At 58.9% G+C, this 25,395-nt stretch carries 10 protein-coding genes, 1 tRNA gene, 2 rRNA genes and 1 pseudogene (1 of these 14 only partly in view); 7 read left to right on the forward strand and 7 right to left on the reverse strand.

All coding sequences use genetic code 11. The features are described 5' to 3' along the window. The first annotated feature begins 5 nt into the window (after positions 1–5). A complete protein-coding gene (locus tag MWU51_RS12485) occupies positions 6–1,037 on the forward strand; it encodes a TAXI family TRAP transporter solute-binding subunit (RefSeq protein WP_247037580.1) in 1,032 nt (343 codons plus the stop codon). Positions 1,038–1,092: 55 nt separating this feature from the next. Further along, a complete protein-coding gene (locus MWU51_RS12490; RefSeq protein WP_247037581.1) occupies positions 1,093–2,736 on the forward strand; it encodes an alkaline phosphatase family protein in 1,644 nt (547 codons plus the stop codon). Positions 2,737–3,275: 539 nt separating this feature from the next. Here the strand turns inward: MWU51_RS12490 and MWU51_RS12495 are convergent. Next, the gene (locus tag MWU51_RS12495; RefSeq protein WP_247037583.1) at positions 3,276–4,154 is read right to left on the reverse strand and encodes a LysR substrate-binding domain-containing protein; all 879 of its coding nucleotides are present in this window, start codon (positions 4,152–4,154) and stop codon (positions 3,276–3,278) included. A gap of 100 nt (positions 4,155–4,254) precedes the next feature. Here MWU51_RS12495 and MWU51_RS12500 point away from each other — a divergent pair, with 100 nt between their 5' ends. Together MWU51_RS12500 and MWU51_RS12505 are read left to right on the forward strand one after the other, a co-directional pair. Continuing rightward, complete coding sequence (locus MWU51_RS12500) at positions 4,255–4,959, forward strand: SDR family oxidoreductase (RefSeq protein WP_247037584.1); 705 nt, start codon at positions 4,255–4,257, stop codon at positions 4,957–4,959. Continuing rightward, entirely contained in the window at positions 4,949–5,200 is a 252-nt protein-coding gene (locus tag MWU51_RS12505; protein ID WP_247037585.1) for a DUF6552 family protein, read from the forward strand. Before MWU51_RS12500 ends, MWU51_RS12505 begins: the two co-directional genes overlap by 11 nt. 403 nt (positions 5,201–5,603) lie before the next feature. On the opposite strand, the gene MWU51_RS12510 is transcribed toward MWU51_RS12505, so the two are convergent. The 4 genes and pseudogenes from MWU51_RS12510 to MWU51_RS12525 form a co-directional block, all read right to left on the reverse strand. Further along, positions 5,604–9,026 (reverse strand): DUF481 domain-containing protein, encoded by a 3,423-nt coding sequence (locus MWU51_RS12510; RefSeq protein WP_247037586.1) that lies wholly within the window; start codon positions 9,024–9,026, stop codon positions 5,604–5,606. A 17-nt stretch (positions 9,027–9,043) separates the two neighbouring features. After that, positions 9,044–20,599 (reverse strand): hypothetical protein, encoded by an 11,556-nt coding sequence (locus MWU51_RS12515; RefSeq protein WP_247037587.1) that lies wholly within the window; start codon positions 20,597–20,599, stop codon positions 9,044–9,046. Positions 20,600–21,285: 686 nt separating this feature from the next. Further along, positions 21,286–21,428 (reverse strand): annotated as a pseudogene (locus tag MWU51_RS12520) (IS5/IS1182 family transposase); the annotation flags it as partial. A gap of 101 nt (positions 21,429–21,529) precedes the next feature. Beyond that, positions 21,530–21,606 (reverse strand) — tRNA-Met (locus tag MWU51_RS12525). 142 nt (positions 21,607–21,748) lie between these two features. Between MWU51_RS12525 and MWU51_RS12530 the strand changes: the two genes are divergently transcribed. From MWU51_RS12530 to MWU51_RS12540, 3 genes are all read left to right on the forward strand, one after another. Then, a complete protein-coding gene (locus MWU51_RS12530; protein WP_247037588.1) occupies positions 21,749–22,261 on the forward strand; it encodes an acyloxyacyl hydrolase in 513 nt (170 codons plus the stop codon). A 171-nt stretch (positions 22,262–22,432) separates the two neighbouring features. After that, positions 22,433–22,996 carry a hypothetical protein gene (locus tag MWU51_RS12535; RefSeq protein WP_247037590.1) on the forward strand — a complete coding sequence of 188 codons (564 nt, stop codon included), beginning with the start codon at positions 22,433–22,435 and terminating at the stop codon, positions 22,994–22,996. Positions 22,997–23,085: 89 nt separating this feature from the next. Then, positions 23,086–23,922 carry a hypothetical protein gene (locus MWU51_RS12540; protein ID WP_247037593.1) on the forward strand — a complete coding sequence of 279 codons (837 nt, stop codon included), beginning with the start codon at positions 23,086–23,088 and terminating at the stop codon, positions 23,920–23,922. Between the two features lie 286 nt (positions 23,923–24,208). Here the strand turns inward: MWU51_RS12540 and rrf are convergent. Continuing rightward, positions 24,209–24,323 (reverse strand): 5S ribosomal RNA (gene rrf / locus MWU51_RS12545). Between the two features lie 114 nt (positions 24,324–24,437). After that, positions 24,438–25,395: ribosomal RNA gene (locus MWU51_RS12550) — 23S ribosomal RNA — on the reverse strand; it runs 1,880 nt beyond the window's last position.

Raw genomic sequence — 25,395 nt, forward strand, 5'->3', positions numbered from 1 at the left:
TGATCATGAAGACAACCAATCTTGACCGCCGCAGCTTTTTGGCCGGCACCGCTGCCGCTGCAACTCTTAGCATGCTGCCGCGAGCCGCCTTCGCCAAGGACCTGCTGCGTATGTCGACACTGGGGCCGGGCACCAGCCCGAACCTGGTCATGACCACCTTCGCCAACATCATCAATCGGGAGTTGCCTGACTACGAGATCCAGATCAACGCCACCGGCGCAGCCACTCGGCATGTTCTGGAAGTGGCAATGGGCAAAACTGCTTTCTGCATGTCCTCTCCTGCCCTGCATGCATTGATGGTCAACCAACGTGCGATGTTTGAAAAGATCGAGCAGGCGCCGGAACTAGCGAAAAAGCTGCGCGCTGTGCTGAACTTCCCGATGGGCGTCTATCACATCGCTGTCTATGAATCCTCGGGTATCACTTCGCTCGATCAGGCCAAGGGCAAACGGGTCTTCCTTGGGCCTCCCGGCGGCGCTGCCTATGCGACGATGTCACGTCTGTTCGAGGCAGTCACCGGCCTGAAAGCAGATGAAGACTACGAGGCGGTCAAGCTGGGTTGGGACGCCGCCGCTGCGTCGTTCCAGGACGGTAATCTGGATATCTACTGCAACCCGACCAACGCGCCCAGCCCGGTGCTGACTCAGATCACCGTGTCTAACCCAATCCGCTTTCTGGGCATTCCCGGCGACCAGTTGGAATCAGACGGCGTCAAAGCACTGGCAAACCGTCCCGGCTTTGGCCTCGCTACGTTGCCCGCAGGTGTCTACGGCGACAATCAGGTCAACGCCGAGGACACGACCACGCTGGGCGTGACCGTTGGCATTGTCACCAACGAAGATGCCGATGAGGCGATGATCTATGACATGATCAAGATTTTCTTCGCCGGCGTGGCAGACATGCGTGAAAGCGCACCGTGGCTTGCGGCTGTGACACCCGAAGCTGCGGTCAAGGACCTTAACATGCCGCTGCATCCCGGTGCGCTTCGTGCCCTTGAAGAACTTGGCGTGGCCATTCCCGACGCCGCCCGCATGTAAACGAAACAGGCCGGGGCGTCAGCGCCCCGGTCCGCCTTTCAAGTGGTGCAGGATCATGACCAAGAACGTCCTTTTCATTATGTGCGACCAACTGCGTTGGGATTACCTGTCCTGCACGGGCCATCCCCATCTGCACACGCCCAACATCGACAGGCTTGCCGCGCGTGGGGTGTTGTTTGATCGGGCCTATGTTCAGTCGCCGATCTGCGGCCCGTCGCGGATGTCTTTCTATACCGGCCGCTATGTCAGCTCGCACGGCTCGACCTGGAACAACATTCCGCTGAAGGTGGGGGAAATGACGCTGGGCGATCATCTGCGCCCACTTGGCGTGCGCACCGCGCTGTGTGGCAAAACCCATATGACCGCCGATGCCGAGGGTATGAAACGCTTGGGCCTTGCCCCCGACAGCAAGATTGGCGCACTGGTGTCGGAATGCGGCTTTGAACCTTACGAGCGCGAGGACGGCCTGCACCCTGACGGCCCGCGCTATCCGCGCAATGCGGCCTATGACAGTTTTATGAAAGACCGCGGCTGGCCGGACGAGAACCCCTGGCACAGCGTCGCCAACAGCGCCGAAGACGAGGATGGCAATATCCTGAGCGGTTGGTTCATGGATAACGCCGACAAACCCGCTCGCGCTGCCGATGAAGAAAGCGAAACACCCTATATCACCGGCCGCGCGATGGATTTCATCCGCGAGGCCGGAGACACCCCATGGTGCCTGCACCTGAGTTACATCAAGCCCCACTGGCCCTATATCGTGCCCGCGCCCTATCACAATATGTACGGGCCTGAAACGCATCTGGACGCTGTGCGCAGCGCTGACGAACGCGCCGATCCCCACCCCGTTTACGGCGCCTTCATGGACGAACGCGTATCACGCGCCTTTTGTGACGACGGCACCAGAACCCGCGTGCTGACCGCTTATATGGGCCTGATCAAACAGATTGACGACCAGATGGGCCGCCTGATGGCGTTTCTGGACGAACAAGGGCTGACCGATGACACGATGATCATCTTCACCTCCGATCACGGCGATTATTTGGGCGATCACTGGATGGGCGAAAAAGAGCTGTTCCATGATGCCTCGTCCCGCATCCCGTTGATCGTGGTCGATCCGCGCCCTGAAGCCGATCCGACCCGCGGCCTGAAGACCTCTGCACTGGTCGAGGCGATCGACGTCGTGCCGACGATCCTGGACTATTTCGGCGGCGATTCCGTTCCCCATATCATCGAGGGAAAATCGCTTCAGCCGATCTTGCATGGAAGGGCCGACAGCCTGCGCGAATTCGCGGTTTCCGAGTATGACTATTCGATGCGCGATGTGCGTCGCCGTTTAGGGGTCGAGGTCAAGGACGCAAAGCTGACCATGCTGTGTGACGGGCGCTGGAAGTACATCTTCGCCGAAGGGTTTCGTCCAATGCTGTTCGATCTGGAAGCCGACCCCAACGAGTTGACTGATCTTGGCGCAAATCCCGCCTACGCGGATGAACTCATCCGGCTGGAGAAGTTGTTCTTCGGTTGGGCGCGCCGGACATCGCAACGCACCACCCGATCAGACGCCTGGATCGCTGCCCGCGATCCGAGTCTGGGTGAAGCTAAGGCCGGCATCCTGATCGGCTACCGCAATGAGGCAGAGCTGCGCGAGGTATTCAACAACGCTGAAGTCCTAAACGAGGATTCTGGCAAGGCCTCCTGACACGATGCCCGTGGGCGCACCAGACGAGAGCTAACAGCGATGTTGCGGATTTTCAGACTGTGTACACAGCCCCCAAAAAGCTCGACTAACCTGATGCAGCGCATAGCGAAACCAACGCAGGCATAAGTGGTAACAAACTGACGGAACTCCTCAGTAGTTTGCCGGAAAGGAAATGAAGTGTGTTACCTGGCATGGTTTGGACTCGTGTTGCTGATCCAATCTTACCGGTTGGCTTTTCAATAGACCAAACGCATGTTCATGAAGAGCATTGGTGTCGGCATCCACAAATGACGTGAATGCCTTCACTTACTCGGCTTACCGATGAAACCGGTATCCTTGATAACAACGTGGAAAGTCCCGCGAGACGATTACACGCCACTAGCGGCCCTATGCGAAGGCTCACGATGCCGCGGAGCAGTTTCCCCGAAGCCGGCATTGTTGGCCAAGTGCAACAATTCGGGACATTTAGGTTTTTAGATCGGACAGAATTACTGTTGGCTTGGTGGCACTCAAGTCTGCTTCCAACCATTACGGCAATATCAGCTCTCCTCGCTGGAGCGTGATTTAAGCCAACTTGCGACATCCCAAAGCGAAGTCTTGTTTTTGGATGAGCGTTCCGAAAGAAGATAAAAGTCATGTCCACGAGCATCCCACTTCGGACCAACTTCGACGAGGCGACCCGATTTGATGTCATGGGACACAAGGAAGCGGCTGACAAGGGTTATTCCTTGTCCAGCGATGGCGGCGTCAACCGCGAGCGCCGTCTGGCTAAGCCGTAGCCCCCGAGGCGAGTGATCCGGAACACCGATGGTCGCTAGATACGTTGGCCAAAGGTCATGTGTGTCATGGATTTTGGGCAGTTTAGACAGTAACTCAGAATCGAGCGGCCTGGGGCTGTCACCCGCAAGCTTTGGCGCAGCGACTGCTATCACTTCCTGCTTGAACAACCGTGTCGCCTGCAAGGATGCACCAAAAGGCGGTGTTCCTTGTCGCACGGCAAGGTCGATACCATCGCTATGAAAACTTGAGATCTTCTCAGTGGCCATAATCCGCAAATCGATATTGGGATGGGCCTCGGCGAATTTCGGCAGATTGGGAATCAGCCATTTGGCAGCAAAGGTCGGCGTGACACTGATCACAACTTTATCTTGCTCCGGCAAAAGCTCGACTGTTGCTGCACGAAGCGCAGCAAAGGCCTCTGCAATCCGTACATGATAGCTGCGACCAGTTGATGTGAATGCCAAACCTTTAGGCACCCGTTCAAAGAGCGTGACGTCAAGAAGGGCTTCCAGCTGACGAACATGCTGCGCAACGGCGCCTTGTGTGACACCTAATTCGTCGGCGGCTGCCTTGAAACTGAGACGACGGCCGGCTGCATCAAAAGCTCGCAAACTGTTTAGAGGAGGTAGATCAACCATAATGCAATAGTAATTCTACTGTCATGAAACATCAAATCTCAATCGAATGGTAGGTAATATAGGCATAACATGCATGTCATACCTCAGAAGGATGGATAGAATGACAATTGAAAAAGTAGCGTTGGTCACAGCGGGCGGCAGTGGCATGGGCGCAAACGCGGCGCGCAGACTTGCCAGCGACGGATTCAAAATCGGCATCTTGTCATCTTCTGGAAAGGGTGAGGCGCTCGCGATCGAACTCGGCGGTTTTGGTGTTACAGGCTCCAACCTCGATAAAGAAGCTTTAACCGCGTTGGTCGACGGCGCGAGAAATCGCTGGGGCCGCGTCGATGTTTTGGTCAACTCTGCCGGCCACGGACCAAAAGGTCCGGTTCTGGAGATCAGCGATGAAGATTGGCATCAGGGTATGGAAGTGTATCTGATGAATGTGATCCGTCCGACACGACTCGTCACACCGATGATGCAAACGCAAGGCGGTGGCACTATCATCAACATCTCGACCTTTGCGGCATTCGAACCCGACCCGCTCTTTCCGACGTCGGGCGTCTTCCGCGCTGGGCTTGCCGCATTCACGAAGCTCTACTCGGACAAATATGCATTAGAGAACATCCGCATGAACAATGTCCTTCCAGGCTTTATCGACAGCCTGCCCGAAACCGACGACCGCAAGGCTCGGATACCAATGGGGCGTTACGGACATGCTGAAGAAGTCTCTTCATTGGTTTCTTGGCTGGCCTCCGAAAATGGTGGATACATGACAGGTCAGAACCTGCGGATCGACGGAGGGCTGACCCGTGCCGTCTGAAACTATCACCATTGAGTCTTCGCGTGAGCGACTTGTCTTCTTGGTAAAATGGGGGGCATCTGCTGTTCAGATCATGGGATACACAGCGACAGGATTTGGATGGACCCCCTGGAACCTTTACCTCTTCCTAGTTGGTGTTTTGGGATGGTTCGCCGTCGGCGCTTTGTGGAATGACAAGGCGTTGATGCTCGTCCACCTTGTCGCGCTTGGCGCAATGATTGCTGGTATGACAAGCAACTGACACGCAAGAGCGGCCATTCGCTGCTCTACAACATCAACCGTCTCTTCAAATTCGAAAGTGGCTCGCGGCCTGTTTCAGAATTGAGCGCAGTGTCGCGAGCTTAGATTGCAGTCAACAAAGCCATCCATCACACCGAATGTAAGATAAAAGCACTCGTGAACGCGCTCATCGCTGCCTATGCGTAACAAGTGCTTGGTAGGCGCGAAAACTGTATCGGGGAAAAGTCGGAAAAATGGTCGATTTTCACTATCAAAAACGCCCTGAGCCTTTGTTTGCGGGCATATCGCGAGTCACCACGTACCTGACTAGGATCAAAAAACCAATCCAATCGACCGAATAAAAGGGCTGATCAAGCAACGGCAAAACCTACCCAATCATTGGAAACCAATGCAACTTGTGACCGTTAAAACTTGGCGATCACGTTGATGAACACACCTTCGTCGTCAAAGGTCAGGTCGGTCAGATCGTCACTGAAACTGCCGAAATTATACCCGACGCCAATCTTGGCGTTGTCACCGATCTGACGATAAACAGCCCCAAGGAATGCGGTTTCCGACAGGCCCGCTTGCTTGGCTTCCAGATGGCGGGCTTCGAACAAAAGGTCCCATTTGTGCACAAAGTGATAGCGGGCATTCACGACCGCCAGACCTGCATCGTTTTGCTGAAAGGCGACGCCGGCACTGGGTGATGACACCGACTTGCGCAGCCCCAATTTGCCGCCGATCGTCCAGAACCGGTTCAGGTCATATTCCACGTCAAACGACAGAATATGGCTTTCCTGACGCTGACCGCGTTCGCCAGTCTGGTCGACGATCTGCCCAAGCGAATCGTGGAAATAGCGGTATTGGAACAGCAGGTTGAGCCGGTCATGCTCGATCGGGCGAAAGGCATAGCCGAGCACTGCATCGGTATAGACGCCATTGTCCAGCGTCGGGCTGACACTTTCCACATTGGTGTGATCGACTGAAAAGACCAGCCGGTGGCTTTCGTTGAACTTGTACTGCCCTGATGCTGCGACCCGCCACGCGTCCGCATCGCGGATCGTGCCCGCGCTGACGCCCCGGTCGCGACGGAATTCGGCCTTGGCCGCAAAGCTCAGCGCGTTGCCGTCGTCATACAGCACGCCCACGGAATAGGCATTGCGGTCATAATCACCTTCGGTGCGATCATTGATGCGACCCGTCTCGAACCCCGCCGAAAAGCTAAGCGCTTCGTTATGGGCGTATTCGACGCCATACGCGCTGACCAGTGACCGGTGACGGCCAAAGATGTCATAGGTATTTTCACCGTAAAGCTTGACTGAATCGCTGACCTGGCGCTTTCCGCCAAGCACGAACCGCCCGCTGTCGGAGCCGTTCAGATCAATGCCTGTCAGCTCTCGTCCGGGGTCAAGCTCATAGCCGAAATAGGCGCTGTCGTAGCCATCGCTTTGATAGGTCAGCAACAGTTTGCCGCCGATGCCAAGGGTGCCGTCGGACACTTCGCCTTCGACTGTCCAGTTTTCCGCAAAGCGCAGGCTGGCCCCGGCGCCGTACCGGTCATTGCGCAAAAGCCCGCCCGCGCGGTTTAACGTATGCTGGCCAAATATATGCCAGCTGAAGTCATCACTGACCTTATAGGTCAGACGAACCGCCGCGTCGGTGCGCGTTCCGGTTTCATCCGCATCGCCACCGGGGGTGACTTGATCCAGATGCTCGACCCCGAAATCCAGCGTTATCCGCTCGGTTGCCTTGAAGGTCAGCTCTGCCCCAACCTCGGTCAATGTCTTGCCGGTGCTGTCCTTGTAGTCATCGGCGTAAAGGCGGAAGGCAAGCCGCTCGGTCGGTTCAACCTCCAGCGTGACGCCCCAAAGCTCTTCGTCATTGACGATCTGGTAGTCCAGCGTCGAAAAGCCCGCGCTACGTTTTTCATAATAGCCGGTTGCGCGGCCGGGCATATCTACACCCAGAACGGCAAACTCGGCCTGTCCGCGCAGGCGCCATGCCTCGCCGGTGCCGCCCACGGTGCCAGCGGTGGTCGAGGTCGTCACGATCAACCCACCGTCCGAGCTGATCGACGAGCCAAAACCCGGTCCCTTGGTTTCGGCGTATTCGACCTCGACAAAGCTGTCTTCGCCGAATTGTAGACGCACATCGCCACCAATCGCGGTTTGGTCGGCAATGTCGGTCTGTTCGACCATGCCGGTCAGGCCCACGCGCACGTTGTCGCTGACCCAGTTTTCCACCCGGCCACCATAAGAAACGCCGTCGATCTCAGTTGCGCTGGGGGTGTATTCATATTGCACGGCAAGGCGCAGAACCTGATCGCCGCCCGGTTCCGTGATCAGGTTTCTGGACGTACCAAAACCGCTCAGGGGCGAGGAAAGGGTGACGACGCCCTGGCTATAATCAATCTCGTAATCCACGCCATAGACAAGCTGCGTCGTGGCAATCACCCGCCCCGTGCGTTTGTCGCGCAACTCGACCGAGACGGTTTCAGACCCCAGCGTCAGATCATCGCGCGTCAGAAAATAGATCGACCCACCGGTGCCGTCGAAATACTCGCGTCCGGGCAGACGGTCGGGGCTGGCGGCGTAGATTTCGGCGGCCAGACGGCTTTCACCGTTGCGGGTTTGCGCCTGCGACCGATACAGCGCCTGCGCGCCATACAGCGTGCGTTCATTGCGCAGATAAGTGCTGTTTTCGATCTGGCTTTTGTAATTGCCCCACAGGATGTGGCTGCCATCCTTGGCCAGTTTCAGGTAAATCTTGCCATCCGACGGCGCACCGTCGATCAGCGTGCTGTCATCGCCATAGGTCGGATAGCCGTCTTCGATCAGCATCCGGCGCAACCGCGATTGCGGGTCTTTCTTGTCCAGCCCGCTGAACAGGTTCTTGAACTCGTCTTCGCCCGTGTCGATCCGCGCGGTCACATCCCAACCGGTCGCGGTCTTGCCGGTGATATAACCCGCGATCCGCCCATAGCCATAGTCGCGATCAAACGAGCCACCTGCGGCCCCTACCCCACCCTGAAGCTTGCGCCCGAAGGTCAGGTCAATCAGCCCCGTCCCAAACCATTCGGTGTTGGGGATCGAGATTTCGCGTTCGATATACGCCGGTGCAGCCCCTTCAACACGCACGCCGACCGGGTGGTCGCCGGGAGGCAGGATACGCTGAATGACGAAGCTGCCCGAACGGTCGGCTTTGACTTGTTCGCCAAGGGTTTGCACCGTGGCACCGGGGGCAACGCTGCTGCCGCTGACGGTCACGGCACCGCCGCGCACGGGGATGCGGCGGCGCGCGGCATTGTCCACGCCCGCCTCGGCTTCAGTGGTTTCCGCACTGCCGTCGGATAGCGGCGCAATGTTGATCGGGTTGGTTTCATCGAAGCGTCCGAACTGGTCATAAACGCGGTGCACGACCAGAAGATCGCGTCCGTCCGGCATGGTGAAACCTGTGTCGCCATTTGGCGCAATCGGCACCACTAGAACCGTGCGCGCGCCGCCAAGGGCGTTTGGGTCGACCACGCGCACTTCGGCACGGGTGACGAAGGCGGGATAGTTCAGCTCGCTGCGCACCGAGACGGTTTCACCAGCTTTGGGCGGCGTGTCGTTCAGCACCAAAAGCGTCAGGCGCGGCACCACACCAAGCCCGTCGAACTTGACCTGCACATCGGCGGCGGCAAGCGACTGGTCAATCTTTCGGGTCGCAGATTGCACCGCCGGATCGCCTGCGAATTGTTCGTCGTTGATGGTGATGCTGAACCCGTCCTGCGCGCGTGCAGCTCCAATCAGCGCCAGCACAGATGCGCTACAGGCCAAGGTGAATTTGGTCAATCGATACATCATCTTATACCTCACCGCGCTCATTGTTTGCGCACCACATTGGTGCCCACATCAAGGCGATAGTTTCCGTGCCACTGGCGTTCAAGCACCTGCTTGATGGCCCTCAGACGTGCGCGTCCCGTGGCCGCATCTTCGCCCGCGTCAAGCACATAAGTCAGCTCGATCGCTGTTTCTTTGTCACTGATCTGGTTGACCAGCGCGCTCAGAGCTTGCGCAAGCCCCGTGCTTGGCTGCGTCGTTCCGTTGGCGAAGGCTGCACGGGTCAGGTCGATATCGACCACATTGCCAATCGCGGCACCGAAATTCAGCTTGGCGATCTTGCCCGGTGTCAGGCGGATCACCCGCGGGTTTTCCGTGGTGACGCGATAGCCCGTGGGCAAGCTGCGCTTGTCGAGCTTCAGCATGAAGTTCGACCCGATCGTGCGGGGAAGTGCTGCACAGGGGACCGAGAAGCGGCCGTAATCATCGGTCGTGATGATTGTGCCATTGGGCGACACAAGGCGCACATCCGGCAAGCCCAGCTCGGTCGTGTTGGGGCGTTCAATTGTCGGGGCAAGCTTGCCTTTGCTGCCGTCATAGATGTTGTCGTCAAGGATCGCCTCGGGCAACGTGCCCGGCCCATCCTGATAACCATTGCGGTTCTTGTCGTCGAACACCTTGCCGATCACATCCGAGCAATCGAACACATGTTCAGGCCGGATTTCTATATCGGCCATTGCGACATTCGACAGTACGTTTCCGTTGGCATCCTGCGCCCATGTGCGGTTGGTCAGCGTGCCGAAGTTGCCGCGCGATGCAATGCGGGCGGCAAAGGTGATCGTCACCTTCTCTGACGCGCTGAGTGTTTCGATCCAGCGCAACTGGCGGCCAGTCACGTTCGGCTCCAACGCCGTGCCGTTCACCCGTGCGGTGCCGGGGGTATACAGCAAGCCCGGCGGAAGCTCGTCCACCAGCCGCGTGTCGCGGAACGTCGCGCCGGACAAATTCTCAAACGTCAGGGTGAAATTCACGGTTTCGCCGAACACCGCCGTGTCGCGGTCTGCCGCCTTGGTGGCGACAAGCGGCACGCTGGGGCGGCAATCCATCAACGGGATGTTGTTGTTCTGAACCTCGGGATCGCCCGCTTCGATATCAAAAGTGAAGTAGAACGGATTGCCCCCGGCCGAATAGTCGGTCAGCGTTAATCCGTCGGCCGTTGTGCCCGACCCGATGAACGCCGGGTTGGCTGGCAACAGCGTGGTCATATCCAGCGTTCCGCCGGGCGAGCGCGTCGTCGATGGCGTGCCAATCGGCGGATAGGTCACCGCCAGCGTGTATGTCCCCGGTGCAGTGACAAAGAATTGATAGAACCCGTCCGACCCGTCATCTGTGACGACAATCGGCCCGTTGGTCCCCACACCGGTTTGCGTGAATCCGCCACCCGAGATGCTGACCTGACCGCCTGTCAGAACAGACCCGTCCTGTTCGCAATAGAAATAGCCGGTCGGGTCAAAATCCTGATAATCCGGGATCCCGTCGCCGTCATTGTCATTCGGCGTCAGCGGTCCCTGCCCGATGCTGGGCGTGGTCAACTGGGTCGAGGTCGCACTGGCCGTGTTCGGCGCGGTGGGGAAACCGTTTGCGGTGGAATAGACCATGGTGATGGTGATCGTGCCGGTTTCGCCCGGCTCCAGCGTCGGATCGCCGGACAGAAGGGCTGTGTCGCCGACCCCATCAAAGGTTGCGCTAGCGGCCCCGTTGGTGAAATCCGCCGCCGTGGTCGTGACTGGATAGTCGGCGGACAACAGCGTTGCGGGCGCAAGGAACGTCACCAGATCGTCCTCCACCTGAATGCCCGTCTGGGTGATGTTGCCGGTGTTGGTCACAGTGATGGTGAAGGTCGATTGCTCAACCGTGTGGAACAGTCGCGAGGGCGCTCCGGCGGTTTTTGTCACATCCAGCGCAGGGGCGGCGGCGATCGGTGTGACGGTTGGGTCATCCGTCCCTACCCCGTCATCATCGGACACATCCGAGGTCGACCCGCCAAGCGGAGTCGCCGCGCTTGCAGTGATTACGTTGATCACCCCGCCCTTGTTTACATCATCCTGCGTCAACACGTGGGACACGTCATAGGTCGCAGTCTCGCCCGGCAGCAATGTGCCAGCCGGTGACGGCGGCGTGCCATCCGCGCCGGTGAAGACCGGCGTCAGGGCGCGCGGGTCGGTCCCATCAATGGCGGTCAGTTGGTCCGCCAGCGCGATACCCGTCAGCGTCACGTTACCGGTGTTTTCAACTGTTACCTCGTAAACAACCGACTCACCTGCCGCAGTTCCGGCAGAGACTTCACGCTTGATGACCTCCATCCCCGGTGCGGGCGCGATCAGCATCTCGGTCGGGTCGTCGGTGTTGTTGCCGTCCAGCGGGTCATCATCGGCAGACAGGTCGCTGACCGGAGAGTTGTCGGGCGACAGGCCGCTGACGACCGCGCTGTTGCGCAAACCGCCTGCGTCCACATCCGCTTGGGTCAGCGTGTGGGTCACGCGCCAAACCGCGTCCTCGGTTGGCGATAGCGTCGCGGGCACAGACAGTGGCGTGGCGGTTGCCGGGATCGGCGTGCCATCGGCGCGCAGCAGCGTGTCGCTCGCGCTTAGATCGGTCAGGTCCTGGTTGCCGGTGTTGGTCGCCGTAATCTCAAACACCACCTGATCGCCAGCGCGTGTGCCGGGGGTCAATACGGCTTTCACGACAGTCAGTTGCGGGTCCACGACCACATCGAAGATGGTGGGATCATCGACCGTGTTACCGTCGCTGTCATCGCCATCATCAGACACATCTGTCGCCTGCCCGCTGCCAGCGGGACCATCGGCTGTGACCGTGACCTGGTTGGACAGCCCTGCATGGTTCAGATCAATCTGGCGCAGCGTGACCGAGGCGGTGTAGGTCCAGACCTCGCCCACATCCAATTCGCCGTCGCTATCGGTGTCGCTGGCGGGGTCCAGCGCAAAGGGCGCATCCAGCGCGGTAACCGCACCTTGCAGTGACTGCATCTGGTCCACGACATTCACATTGCGCAGCGTGACGTTGCCGGTATTGGCGATGGACAGGCTGTAGTCCACCAACCCTCCAACCACCGACTGCCCACCCAGCACAACTTTTGTCGCCTCAAGCGCGGGGCCGCGGGCCGGGCCGGGGGTCGTCAACTCGACCGTGTCATTTACCGGCGTGTTGGACGGATCGGTCGCGGTGGCTGAAGCGTTGTTCACAACCTCGCCTGCATCGACCATGTCTTGGGTGACGGTCACATCAAAGCTGCACCCGCCTGTGGTGTCGCCCGGCGCAATCGACGCAATGGTGCAAATCTGACCACCGCCCATCGGGTCGCTCACCTCAACATTGGACAGGGTCACATTGCCGGTGTTGTTGACTGACAGTTGATAGGTCAGCGTGCTGCCGGCCGCGCCGAAGGGCGACGGCGTCGCAACCTTCGCAAGCTCCATCACCGGGGCGGCGGCGGGCATCGGGATGTCCAGCGTGGCAAAGGTGGTCACAGGCGCGCCTTGCGGGTTCTGCGCCGTGACATCAGCGCGGTTTGACAGGGTGCCGCTGTCGATATCCGCCTGCGTGACCGTATAGGGGAAGGTGCATTGCAGCGTTGTTCCACGCGCCAGTGTTGCCGTCGAGCAGGGAAGGCCGGGCACGAACGGATCGGAGATCGACACATTCGTCAGGGTTTGGTTGCCCGTGTTCTCGGCGATCAGCGTATAGGTCAGCGACTGCCCAACCGCCGTCACCGGCAAAGTTGCCGCCGCTTTGGTCAGTGTCAGATCCGGCACCAGGTCGCCATCCACCGTCACACTGTCCGGCGGGCTGACCACTGGCGTGTCACCAGGGCCATAGGTCGTTTCGGCGTAAGCCTCGTTAAAGACGAAACCACGATCCAGATCGGGCTGCGTCACAACATAGTCACCGACACAGATCGCCTCTTCCCCGGCTTGGAAATCCGGGTCGCTGGGGGGGGTCGGGGTCCAGCATGTTATGTCGCCCAGAATGCTGTCGCGCACGATGATCGGGTCGATCAGGGTCCGGGTGCCGCTGTTGGTCACGATGAACTGATAGCCGATCACATCGCCCACTTCGGAGAAGTCCGGGCCCGCGACCAGTTGCTTGTCGATCGACAAAGCGGCAACGCCTTGGTCGGGAATGGTCTCAGACGTCAGGGGCGAGGTCGTCGTGGACGAACTGCCCGTCGCAAGGTTGGTCACCGATCCCAGATCCACATCGGTCGCGGTGACCGTATAGGTGCCGGTGCAGACCAGATCATCCCCCGGCGCAAGTTCGTTCCCCGCAGGGACAGGGCAGGTAATGTCACCCGCATCAACCAGGTTATCGTCGATACTGAACGGCCCGACCTGCGTCGTGTTGCCCGTATTGGTCAGCGTATAGGTATAGGTCGCCGTGGCACCGACGAAGAATTCGGGGCCGGGCACCGGGTCTGCCACTTTCAACAAGGTCAGCGCATCGGTCTGACCGGCCGGCACCGTCACGCTGTCAGGTGCCGATGTCGTCGCCCCGCTGGAGGCCGTCGCCGTATTGGTCACCGACCCGTTGTCGATATCGTCCTGCGTCACCGTGTAAGACCCGGCACAATTCAGCGTCGCAGTCGGGATCAACCCACCGGCTGGCAGCGGATCACAGGTGACACTGCCCCCTGCCCCATCAATCAAATCATCCGCGATGGTGATCGGGTCGGTCAGAGTGACATTGCCGTCATTGGTGACCACGAAGTCGTAGTTAATCTGCTGGCCGACGGTGTCATAGGGGTTGGACGATCCCGCCCCAACCGTCTTGACCATCGACAGCGCCGGGGTCGGGGTGATCAAAACCTCGGTCGGGTCATTGGTGGTGTTGCCGTCCCCATCGTCGCCATCATCACTCACATCGGTGATCGGCACGCCACTGGGCGGGGTGCCGGTGACGGTCGCGCTGTTGCGCACGCCGCCGCCGTCAATATCCTCTTGGATCAGCGTATAGCGAACCTCGTAGCTGGCAACCTCGCCGGGCAACAGAGTGCCTGCGCCAGACCCCTGCGTGGACCCGACAAACGACGCGGCCGAGGGCGTCAGCGGTGTGCCGTCCACCCGCGTCAGCGTGTCGGACTGAATGCCGGTGCTGGTCAGCGTCACGTTGCCGGTATTCGTCACTTCGATCAGGAAGACGAGCTGACTGCCCAGCACGCCGCTGCCGGAAGACAGGGTTTTCTGCCCCTCGATCCCCGGGGTCACGGCGATTGGCAAGACGGTCGGGTTGTCATCTCCATTGGCCGGGTTGCCGTCGTCGGATGCATCCGACACCAGCGCATTGCTGGGCGACTGGCCGCGCGCGGTGGCTTGGTTGCTAACGCCACCTGCGTCGATATCCGCCTGCGTCAGAACGTGTTGGAAGGAATAGGTCCATGCCTCGCCCACATCCAGCACATTGGCCGTGCCAACATCGCCACTGACATATTGCGGCGGGGCGGCGGGGGTGATGGTCGATCCGTCAAGCCGTTGGAACACGTCGATCAGGCTGATGTTGCTCAGATCCTGATTGCCCGAGTTGGTGACGGTGATGGTGTAATCCAGTGTCTCGCCCGCCACAGGGGGCGAAGACAGACCACCGGTCGCCAGCGTCTTCAGCGCGGTGATCCCCGGCGTCGGGGCGGTGACCGGGATCGACAGCCCGTCGGTTTCGTCAACAGGGGGAAGCCCTGCGGGCGGTGTGGCCGTCAACCTCGCCGTGTTGTCCAGCGATCCCTGCTGGTTCACGTCGGCCTGCGTGACCGTATAGCTGGCGGTGAAGGTGATGCTGTCGCCCGGCGCAAGGGTATCCCAGCTGCCATTGGCGGCGGCATCCGTGCTGTCTCCGGAGGGTGCGACATCCGTATCAATCGCATCACCACCGACGCTCAGCGCAACAGTGCCCGCCGCGCTTGTGTGCTGGTCGCTGACCGCCACATCGGTCAGCGTCACATTGCCGGTGTTGGTCGCGCTATAGGTATAGGTGATCACATCGCCAACAGCCGCGCCTGACGTGATCGAGGCCGTTTTTGTGAAATCCACCGACGCAGTGCGGTTGGCGGGCAAGGTCACGGTGTCCGTCTCTGGCCCCGGCGAGGCAGGCAGCGGCACCTCGGGCGAGGAGACGCGCGCAATATTGGTCAGGCTGCCTGCGTTCAGGTCGGCCTGCGTCACCGTATAACTGCCAGTGCAGGTCAGCTCGTCACCCGGTGCAAGTTCGCCTCCCGGCAGCGCGGGACACGTCACGCTGGCGATCTTGTCATCGGCCACGACCGGCAAAGCGGTCAGGGTGATATTGCCCGTGTTGGTCACAAGATAGCTGTAATTCACCACCTGCCCAACGGATGCGATCTGCGCCGCATCTGCCGATTTGGCAAGCGAGAAGCTGGGCGCTTGATCCGGGCCGCGCACGAACACGTCGTCTTGCGCAGTGATCGGCGTGGCATCGGGTGTCACGTCATTGGCCGTGGCACGCGCGATGTTGGTGAACCCGCCATAGGTCGGGGCGGCTCCGTTCACGGCATCCACGTCATCTTGCGTCACGGTATAGGTAAAGGTGCACAGGGTTAGCGCCTGCCCGACGGCTAGATCGCCCACCGCGCAGCTTGTGGGCGTCACGGGAAGGTCATCGGTGATCACCACATTTTCCAGCGACACGTTGCCCGTGTTGCGCGCCAGAACCGAGAAGGTGACGGTATCGCCTGCCTGTGTGAACACCGGCGTGCCGGGGGCCACTGCAGGCGTGACGGTTTTTTCCAACTCAAGCGCTGCGGTATTGTCCACCAGCGCAACAGTCACCTGCCCGTCGACCGACACCGTCGCCCCGGTGGGATCGGTGCCAGACACGTTTGCGATGTTGATCTTGCTTTGCGCATCAATGTCGCCTTGCGTCACGGTATAGTCACCAACGCATGTGATCGTCTCGGTCGGCAACAGGGTGACAGGCCCGGTGACGGTCGACCCAAGATGGGTGCAGGTCAGCGCGGCCACATCCGGGTCGCTCACTGCCGCGTTTGCGATGGTCTGGTTGCCGTCATTGGTCGCGGTGATGGTGAATTCGATCACATCACCCGCGGCGGCAGGTTGCGGGCCGTTCGAGATGGTCTTGGCAATCGACAGCGACGGATCGGTATCTGCCGGGACGGTCTTGGTGGCCTGTCCTGACAATACCAGCGTTTCATCCGGCGTGCCCGGCGCGAAAGTGGTCGACCCGACGGCGATGTTCGTCACCTCGCCCGCGTCCACATCAGCTTGGGTGACGGTATATTGCGCGGTACAGGTCGCGGTTTCATTCACCCCAAACACACCACTGACCGACGCATCGTAACACACGAAAGGCGCGCCGATCTTGTCATCATCAATCGAGATGTCTTCCGACAGGGCGACGGTCGGACCGTTGGTGATTTCATAGGAATAGGTAATAACGTCGCCCGCTGCCGCAAAGGTCACATCGGTCGGGTCACTGTCCTTGGTCAACGAGATGGCAGGCGTCGCGCTGACCGGATAAATCGCATCATCAGACGGCGACGTGACGGGGGTGCCGTTATAATCACCCGTCGCGGTGGCGACGTTGGTGACGGACCCAAAGCCCACATCGCCCGCAACCATCGTATAGGAACCGGTGCAGATGACGTTTTCGGTGGGCAGCAATTCTCCATTGGTCAACGGCGCACAGGTGATACCCGTGGCCTTGTTGTCGGTGATGGTGATTGGCCCGTCGATGGTGACGTTGCCGGTGTTCGTCACCTCGAACTGATAGCTCAGCACGGTGCCTTCATCGAACACGTCCGGCGTGGCGGATAGCAGCGTTTTGTCAACCGTCAGCGCGGGGCTGGTCGAGGCATTGACCGTCAGCGTGTCGGTTGGCGACTGAACCGGGCTGCCACCCTGCGTTGTCGCAGCGGACGCGATATTGGTCACTGATCCCGCGTCCAGATCCTCCTGCGCGGCGGTCCAGACATGGGTGCAGGTCACGTTTGCGCCGGGCAAAAGCGGGCCGGTGCCGCAGGCCAGACCATTGCCGATCTGGTCGTCATCCACGGTGAACGGCCCATCCAAAGTGATGTTGCCGTCATTGGTGACGGTGAATTCATAGGTCAGCTGATCGCCAACCGCCGCATAGGTCAGCGCTGATGTGGGTGCCAACGCCTTGCCAAAGCTGATGGATGGCGTCGTGTCTGCCGGAACTGTGACACCTGACGGCCCATCAGTCGCGGTCACTGATGTTGGCCCGCCGGGGGTTACCGGCACAACCGGCTGGGTGACACTGGCGGTGGCCGCGTTCACGACCTGCCCTGCGTTCAGGTCGTCTTGTGTGACCTGATAGCTTCCAGTGCAGGTGATGCTGGCGGTCGGTAGGATCGGGCCGGTTGGGCAACTGACCGGTCCGGTGCCCTGCCCTGCGATCAGGGGGTCGTCAATTGTGACCGGCGCGGTGATCGACACATTGCCGGTGTTGGTGACAAGGAATTCATAGGCCAGCACCTGCCCGACCGTATCAAACGGGTTGGGGCTGCCAGCGGCAAGGCTTTTCGCCAAGGTGATCGTTGGCGTTGCCGCAATATACACTTCGGTCGGGTCGTCGGTGGTGTTGCCGTCCCCATCATCGCCATCGTCCGAGACATCCGACACGGTCCCGCCACCCGGCACATCCGCCGTGCCGGTCACGGTGTTTTCAACCCCTCCCGCGTTGATGTCATCCTGCACCAGCGTATAAGTCGCCTGATATTCCCACGTCTCGCCGATATCGAGCGTGCCAGGCACACCCCCATCGCCGGAGCTGGGCGTACCGGGAACCGACAAGGTCAGCGTCGCGCCATCGCGCCGGGTTAGACTGTCATTCAGCGACACATTGGTCAGCGCCGTATTGCCGGTGTTGGCGACCTGAATGGTAAAGACGATCTGATCGCCCGCTGTCACCGGCGTGCTGAACCCCGATGTGTCTGCTGTCTTTTCGACATTGATGCCGGGCGCTGCAGTATAGCCCGTGGTCGCCGTACCGGGCGTAACGGGAGGCAGGCTGCCACTGACCGGCGTGCCGGTTGCGGTTGCGCTGTTGGCAATCGCCGTCGCCGTATCCGCCGCCGTGGTCAGCGCCACCACATCCGCCGCCACCAGAGTATAGGTCGCGGTGAAGGTCGCGGTGCCTGCGGGGGCCAACGTCGTGCTGTCGCTGGTCGTCCAAACCAGATCAGCACCCGCATGGGCGTTGCCATCGAAGGTCGGGCCGGTATCCACAGGGGCCACGCCCGTGATATCCACATTGCCGCTGTTCGTCACGATAACCTGATAGTCGATTGTATCGCCTATTAAGGGCGGATTGGACAGGTTGGTCGCGGGAACGGACTTGGCGACACTCAGTCCCGGCGCGGCGGCATAGCCCGTCGTCGCGGTGCTGGGCGTCACCGGAGGCAAGCTGCCAGAGGTCGGCGTGCCGGTGCCCGTCGCGCTGTTGGCAATCGCATTGGTCGGGTCTGCTGCGCTGGTCAAAGCAGCGACATCGGCGGCCACAAGCGTATAGGTCGCGAAGTAGGTCTTAGCCTCACCCGGCACCAGCGTTGTGCTGCCAACCGTAAACCAGAACAGATCCGTCCCGGCATGAGCGTTGCCGTCAAAGGTCGGCCCGGTATCGACCGGCGTTGCCCCGTCGATGTTTACATTGCCGGTGTTGGTGACGACCACCTCGTATTCAATCGTGTCGCCCGCAACGGGTGGGGTGGACAGGTTGGTGGCAGCGACACTTTTTGCCACGCTCATACCGGGCGCGGCGGCATAACCCGTCGTCGCTGTGCTTGGCGTCACCGGCGGCAAACTGCCAGAGGTCGGTGTGCCGGTCGCACTTGCGCTGTTGGCAATCGCGTTGGTCGGGTCTGCGGCACCCGTCAGCGCCGTCACATCTGCCGCCACCAAGGTATAGGTCGCCGTGAACGTCGCCGAGGCGCCGGGGGCCAGCGTCGTGCTGTCGCCCGTCGTCCAGCTAAGATCTGCACCCGCATGGGCGGCACCATCAAAGGTCGGGCCGGTATCAACCGGGGCCACGCCAGACACATCCACGTTGCCGCTGTTGGTAATCACCACCTGATAGTTAATCGTGTCGCCCGCCGTTGGCGGTGTCGACAGGTTGGTAGCTGGCACGGACTTGGCAACACTCAAACCCGGCGCGGCGCTGTATCCGGTCGTGGCCGTGCTGGGCGTCACGGGGGGCAGCGTTCCGTTTGCAGGCGTGCCGGTTGCTGTCGCGCTGTTGGCTATTGCGTTCGTCGGATCGGCCGCACTGGTCAACGCCGCCACATCTGCCGCCACCAAAGTATAGGTCGCCGTGTACGTGGTCGTATCGCCCGGTGCCAGCGTCGTGCTGCCGCCCGCCACCCAGATCAGGTCGGCACCCGCATGGGCGCTTCCGTTAAAGGTCGGGCCGGTATCGACGGGCGCCACACCCGAGATGTCCACGTTGCCGGTATTCTCAACCACAACCTGATAGGCAATCGTGTCACCCACCGATGGTGGGTTTGACAGATTGGTCGCCGGGACGGTCTTGGTCACCTCCAGTTCGGGGGCGGGAACAAAGGTGTTGGTCAGAACGCAGGTCACATCCTCGGCATCCCCCAAAGCCAGACCATCCAGCGGATTGCTGTCCGCCCCGCCCGAACAGGTGGCCGTTAAGGCATAGTTCGGGTCATCGGTTTCTGAAATCGTGTATGTGCCAACCGGCACCGTGACATCGGTGACAGCGGCAGACCCGGTGACACCGCTGCCGGATGCTGTGCTGCCGTTTGTGTAAGACAAGGTGAAGTCACCCGGCACAGCGGACCCGCCAAGCGAGTTATCAACAACCTTCTCGAGCGTAAGCTCAGGTGAAATATCGACGGTGATGGACGCGAGCGAAAATTGAACACGCGCATTTCGTGCACCCTGAACATCATCCATGATGATCGAGAAAGATGTGGCCGGCGTATCCAACGTGAAAGTCGCAGACTCATTTGTCGGGTTATTACCGCTGGCGTTTGCCAAGAAGCTTCCGACGGCGCCCGAGGCGATCAATCGGCCGCGCTGATCGTCGGCGGCTGACAGCCAAGGGGGGCGCGGTCCGACCAGCGGGTAAATCTCGATGGTAGGTGAAGTCCATGTGCCCGGCACGTTTGCTGCAAAGGAATCCCGTGGCGCTGTGCCGTCCATATCGTCAATATCTTCGAAGATGGCCCGATCCAGCAGAAACCCATTCGTTGTATAGGTCATAATCGCGGAACGGTTACACGCAGAGTTGAACTGACTCGGAAACAGCGTAATGCGGCCAGCACCACTAATACTGGCGCAGGACGTGTTCTGAGGCGAAACTGTGACTGTGATGGAGTTGCCGTTGCCGTCTTCAAGAATAGCAGTGAAGTTGTTGGGCACGGAGGTAAGGGTAAAGTCGGACGCATCCGCTTCACCCGCGAACGACGCGACCATGAAGATAGCAAGCAGGGCAGTCTTTATCGCTGCGGCTGCACGGATGACGGGTCCAAGCCGATTACTCGTCTGTCTATCACGGGACTCATTCATCTGCTCACAACCTCGAAACTGCGCGTTTTTCTGCTGGCTTCTCTTCGGTCCAACTGGGTAGTAGTGGCGACGGCCAACTACAAAACACACCTTTGCACGCCAAAAACTACTTGCTTTAGGAATTGTTAATAAGAAAGCTCTACCTAAACAACAGACAGATTAACCATTGTTCACGTTCTCTGCATAATAGAGTTGGGTGTGGACAATTGCCCACACGTCAATCAACGCCGAGTTTCGGCTTGGAACACCGATTTCCTGTGACTTTGAACCGCGTTTGCAACCATCTTCGACGCATCCCATATCCGATGTAAAAAGCCCCTTTCGTTGTCATACCAGCCAAACACACGCAATAGACCGCCATCAGGTGTGACAGTTTCTCTAAGAGAAATTGAACTCTTCTGATCTCAGGTCAGTCGCAAGTGTCGCTCATCGCTACTTAGGTCTGGACAGTTGTGCCAGATCTACAAGCATCGAAGTTGTCCTATGTTCGCAGGGCAACCTCGCTGTTGAAGGACTACTTCCGCAGATATTGAATGAAGTTTTACATTTGCAGCAAAAGTTGGCGTTCGCCATTCAAGGGTGAAAGCTACGCGTTACGAGCGCACAAAGTGCGTTCTGAGTGTCGCGCAAGCACCTTTCTTATCACGCTTTGTGGGCTTGCTGCGATGCAGAGAAGAATTGGCCAACTTACGGAGGATCATCGAGATTTCGTACTGACGGGTCTTGGCAATGTTGCGAGCAACCTGGCGGGCGTCTTCGTATTATTCTCAGTGATCTTACACGCATCAGCGTTTGGGTATCATTGGGCTTTGGATTGACAAATCCGGCAAAACTGCATGTAGGCATAGCCTTCGTGGCAGATATATTGGTCGTTCTCGGCACCTAAGAACGACGAACCCCGCCATTTTACGGGCGGGGTTTCGGCTTCATTGGTTGCGGGAGTAGGATTTGAACCTACGACCTTCAGGTTATGAGCCTGACGAGCTACCGGGCTGCTCCATCCCGCGCCAATGCGGTGTATATAGGCCGCTGATTTCAGGACTACAAGCGCAATCGGTAAAAAAATCTGAACAAATGGCGATACCTCTACTGGCTCGTGACATTGCTGCTTTGAACAGGTAACTATCTGAGAATATGGAAGGATACACGATGGATGGCACACTCGCAGTGTTGTTTCTGCTGACAGGTTTGATCGATATGTGGGTCAACCACTGCAACACCGGCTGTGTAAAACCCGTATCCACCGTGGCGCGCCATGTTGCATCCGCAGGTGGGTTGATTTTCGAAGCAGATTCCATCGGCGCTGAGGCGTACTATCGCCATGATCTTCCGCTCAGCTATGGACCTTTTCAGCCGACAATCGGGGCCTCGGTGGACAGTCAGGGCGATATCTGGATCGGTCTGGGCGCCGTAAATGTATTTCATCTGTGGGGCGACAGATCATTTGCACAGCTCTCATTCATGCCCGGCATCTGGCTGCGCGGCGACGGCCCTGTGATGGGGCACCCGATCGAGTTTAGGTCAGGCATTGACGCCGGGTATGAACGGCCGGATGGGATGCGCTATAGCGTATCGCTCGATCATCGATCGAACGGCGACATCGTGCCCGTGAATCCAGGGTTGGAGACGTTGCAATTCCGCGTCTCTGTTCCAGCGGAATGACGGCGCCCAGCCACACGATTTGCCGAAACCTCGCAACAGGCGCATAGTTAAGGGGTGAAGTCATGTTGCGCCCTGTTTTTCGCTGCTCTTGTCGTGCTCGCCAATACCCCGCCTGCGCGTGCGGTCAGCTATGAGACGCTTCTAAGAACACCTGCAATGGATCCCTGTCACATGTTCACTGATGATGCGGATTTTGTGGTGCTCTATATCGATATGGGCGCCGAGGGCGAGGTGCAGCTCAGCCTGCCCCGCGCCTATCTGGAAGACCGCGCCGACCAGCAAAGCGGGCTGCGGCACGGGTCACTTCTGCTGCGGGTCATGGTTGGGAACTTCCTGCCCGTCAGCCGCGCGCAGGCACTCCGGCTATCCGCCAGCCGGCAAGGAAACGACGCCCAGACCGCGTTCATCACCATGCTGATCAGCGACTTCCCTGACATTTCCGAACGGCTGGAAACCTTGTCGATGACAGCAACACCAAACGACGTTGGATTGGTTCCCCTTGTTGGCACAACCCCGGCACCACGCACCAGCTTTGCCGCCTTGCACCCCGACCAAAGCCCCCACGCCTTCATCGAGTGCATGACACTTGAAACCACACCCCGCCCGACCTGCACCCATCAACTGCGCACCAGCGGCGTTGACGTGGTGCTGGATTACAGCACCGACCTTCTGCCGATCTGGGCGGATGTTCAGGCACGGGTGGAACGGTTTTTGGGATGTGCTGAGGCGGGGTGAGGGAGTTGTGGAAAGCCACGTTCACATCAGACGCACTTCAAGATAAAGATGGCTTTAGTCGAGCTGACTGCGGCCGGAGGCATTCACACATGACAACCACGAGCATTTCAAGATTGTCCCGCCCGTTGTTGATCACAACTCTTGCCTTATCAATGCTGGCGCTTGTGCTGGTCGGGGCGGGTTATTCTGGAACCAAATCCTCTAAGCCTGTTTCTCGCGTGGAACAGCGCGCGGCAGGCATAAACAATTTTACCGTTGATGAGTTGCTTAACACGCCTCCATCCGATCCCTGCCAGTTTTTCGGCGGCGAGAACGCGATGGTGGAATGGTTCATCGAGATGGATCTTGAAAACAAGCTGATCCCGATGCGCGTTCCAAAGATCTATCTGGAAGACAAACCGGATCACGAGGAAGGTGTGCACCACACGGCGCAGCTGTTTCGCATTATTCTCGACAACTTTTTGCCCGTAACGCGCTCTCAGACATCAGCGATTCATCGCGCCCAACCTGACAACGCCCATGCGCGACAATACGGGCGCCTTCTTGTCGGTGACTACATTGAACTTCGGGAGATTATCTCGCTTATGATCTCGATGATGGGTGGGCGTTTTGACGAGAGGCGTCCGATGGAAGAGTTCCCGGTTACACCGGGTCCATACGGTTTGACCAAAGTGCTGCCGCCCGCGGGGAATCTGGAAAGAAACGTTTACTTCAGGACGGGTTCTGATGGGAACCCGGTGACAGCGATCGAGTGCCATATCAAGAATGAGGTCTCTCGATATCCAACATGTAATATGCGCTTTAGAGCTTCCGAAGTTGACGTAAATGTAGGTTTTCATGTCCCCTATCTGCCCCGCTGGGCCGCCATCAAACAGGATGTCGAGCGATTTCTTTCCTGCGCCACCGATTTTGAACAAGAACGATAGAGAGAACCAAAATGCTCACCACAGCCCAACTGAACATCCTGTCGCAACATTCTGAAGCAGGCGACCGGATCGCTTACTATGAAGCGCTGTCATCCTTTGGTATTGCATATGGTGCATTGGCACTTGGGGTGGTGCTCAACGACACCGTTTCAGGCGCATCTTCCAATCAGTTTTCGCTTCATCGAGCGGGAACATTACCCCCCCAACGCAAGACCGCCGCCAGCGGTGTTGCGGGCGGCGGTTTTGGTGTTTTGGTATCGTTTAGAGAGAACGAGCTGCTTACTAGGTTTGGCGGTGACCTACTCTCCCACGTCTTAAGACGCAGTACCATTGGCGCGACAGTGCTTAACTTCCGAGTTCGGGATGGGATCGGGTGTTTCACTTGTGCTGTGACCACCAAACCGAGAAAGCAGCTTTGATTGTTTTGCGGGTGCAGGGAACAATCTTGTCCAAGTCAGTACACATTGGTGTGTATGCTTTTGAGTGATCGTAGAAGTGTCTGGCTTCTACTGGATCAAATCAAGCCTATCGGACAATTAGTACCGGTCAACTGAACACATTGCTGTGCTTACATCTCCGGCCTATCGACGTGGTGGTCTTCCACGGTCCTCAGGGATACCTTGTTTTGAGGGGGGCTTCCCGCTTAGATGCCTTCAGCGGTTATCCTGTCCGATCATAGCTACCCAGCACTGCCGTTGGCACGACAACTGGTCCACCAGTGGATCGTTCACCCCGGTCCTCTCGTACTAGGGGCAACTCCTCTCAAGTATCCTACACCCACGGCAGATAGGGACCGAACTGTCTCACGACGTTCTAAACCCAGCTCACGTACCTCTTTAAACGGCGAACAGCCGTACCCTTGGGACCTGCTCCAGCCCCAGGATGAGATGAGCCGACATCGAGGTGCCAAACACTGCCGTCGATATGGACTCTTGGGCAGTATCAGCCTGTTATCCCCGGCGTACCTTTTATCCGTTGAGCGATGGCCCTTCCACTCGGGACCACCGGATCACTATGGCCGTCTTTCGACTCTGCTCGACTTGTCAGTCTCGCAGTCAGGCTGGCTTCTGCCATTGCACTCAACGAGCGATTTCCGACCGCTCTGAGCCAACCTTCGCGCGCCTCCGTTACTCTTTAGGAGGCGACCGCCCCAGTCAAACTACCCGCCACGCAGGGTCCCGGATCCGGATAACGGACCGCGGTTAGACATCAAGCAGAACAAGGGTGGTATCTCAAAGGAGGCTCCACAGGAACTGGCGTCCCTGCTTCGAAGCCTACCACCTATTCTGCACATGTTGTGCCTGATGCCAGTGCGAAGCTGTAGTAAAGGTGCACGGGGTCTTTCCGTCTAACCGCGGGAAGCCTGCATCTTGACAGGCAATTCAATTTCGCTGAGTCGATGTTGGAGACAGCGGGGAAGTCGTTACGCCATTCGTGCAGGTCGGAACTTACCCGACAAGGAATTTCGCTACC

The sequence above is a fragment of the Aliiroseovarius sp. F47248L genome, assembly GCF_023016085.1.
In the GTDB taxonomy this organism is placed as follows: domain Bacteria; phylum Pseudomonadota; class Alphaproteobacteria; order Rhodobacterales; family Rhodobacteraceae; genus Aliiroseovarius.